The organism is Bacillus sp. AF62 (assembly GCF_050312695.1).
GTDB classification, from domain to species: Bacteria; Bacillota; Bacilli; order Bacillales; family Bacillaceae_G; genus Bacillus_A; species Bacillus_A cereus.
In genome coordinates, this window is the sequence record NZ_JBNPJZ010000123.1 from 1 (window position 1) to 1,442 (window position 1,442).

Sequence of the window (1,442 nt, forward strand, 5' to 3'; positions counted from 1 at the left end):
GTATTTAAAGAGAAGGAGTGAATGGCTTGACTAAGATGAAGAAAAAGAAATTAAAAAAAGCAATCGCTCGTCGTACGAAGGCTGTACAAAGGGAAGAGAAAGAAAGACTAGATAAAGCTTGGAGAAACCTTTTTATACAACCGAGCATCATGAAATAAATATGGTCCGGCTAGAAAACTAGAGGGCACCGATTTTTAGAACGGCAATTAAGCTGTTTTAAGAAATGGTGTCCTCTTTCTTATTTTTTAAAGAGGATGTGGAGAATGATGACCTTAAAAAATCAAATACGTGAATGGAAAAAGCAATCTAAGCAAGCAAAAAAGAATGATATGAAAAAGCGAGACGAGAGGCTAACTACTCGTGACATTGAAGATTTAATGGGAATTCATAGACCTTGCTCTGAACGAAGACGTGGAGCATTAAGACAAAAATAATAAAAATGGAGGAATGTAATATGAATAAACAATTATCATTTAAAATGCCTGTTTTAGATGAAGAAGAGACAAAAAATGAAGTTGAAAAAGTATTTGAGGAGTATCGTATGTATTTATCTCAAATGCCAAGTGACATTTTACCTAAAGTAACCGCATCGTATTCAATTGTTCCTCCATCTGTAACGAATGAATTCAACAGTTCTACAGAAAATATAGCAATTGAAAGGCTGCAATATGAAATGGCTAGAGATAAATTTATGAATTGGGTTCATAGGGCTGTTAACAGATTGCCAAAAAGAGAAAGACAGATCATTCATATGTATTATATGGAAGAAGGGAAGGGATACGATCCAGACATAATGGATGAAGTGAAGTTAGGTAGAACAACGTATTATAAAGTTAAAGGAAAAGCTTTATTACGTCTAGCTTTCAGTTTGCGAAAAGAAGTGTTTAAACAAAGGGCGCAAAATGAAGAGGTAGAAGTAGTATGAACATTGTACAGCCGATTCGAGATAAAGAAATAATACAAGAAATAAAAGAGTTTTATAAGGAGCAGAATGAGAGGAACTACATTCTGTTTCTTCTTGGTATTAATACAGGGTTCAGGATATCGGATATATTACGTTTACGTGTTCGTGATGTAGAAGGCTGGAATATTGTGATACGCGAAAAGAAAACAAGGAAGATCAAAGATGTGAAGATGCCGTCTGAGCTGAAGAGAGCCATCAGAAATTATACTGAAGGAAAGCCAAAGAATGAATACTTAATTAAGAGTAGGAACGGAAAAAATAAACCGATTACTCGTGCAATGGCATATGTGATATTGAATCAAGCTGCAGAAGAGTTTGGGTTGGAACGTATTGGTACTCATTCACTCAGAAAGACATATGGGTATCACCATTACAAACAATTTAAAGATGTAGTTGCTTTGCAAAAGATGTTAAATCATACAGATCAGAAAGAAACATTGAGATACATTGGAATGGAGCAAGATACATTAAATGATTA

Annotated in this window: 4 protein-coding genes; all 4 read left to right on the forward strand. The window is 34.5% G+C overall.

Translation table 11 applies throughout. The annotated features are described in order from the left end of the window. Positions 1 to 26: 26 nt before the first annotated feature. On the forward strand, positions 27 to 158 hold the full coding sequence (locus tag ACQRBL_RS29315) for a DUF3983 domain-containing protein (RefSeq protein WP_140155532.1): 132 nt from the start codon (positions 27 to 29) through the stop codon (positions 156 to 158). A gap of 105 nt (positions 159 to 263) precedes the next feature. After that, the gene (locus tag ACQRBL_RS29320; protein WP_411996836.1) at positions 264 to 434 is read left to right on the forward strand and encodes a hypothetical protein; all 171 of its coding nucleotides are present in this window, start codon (positions 264 to 266) and stop codon (positions 432 to 434) included. A gap of 20 nt (positions 435 to 454) precedes the next feature. Next, positions 455 to 925, forward strand: a complete 471-nt coding sequence (locus ACQRBL_RS29325) for an ArpU family phage packaging/lysis transcriptional regulator (protein ID WP_411996835.1) — start codon at positions 455 to 457, stop codon at positions 923 to 925. Then, the coding region (locus tag ACQRBL_RS29330; RefSeq protein WP_411996834.1) for a tyrosine-type recombinase/integrase at positions 922 to 1,442 on the forward strand (521 nt) is incomplete at its 3' end. The genes ACQRBL_RS29325 and ACQRBL_RS29330, both read left to right, overlap by 4 nt.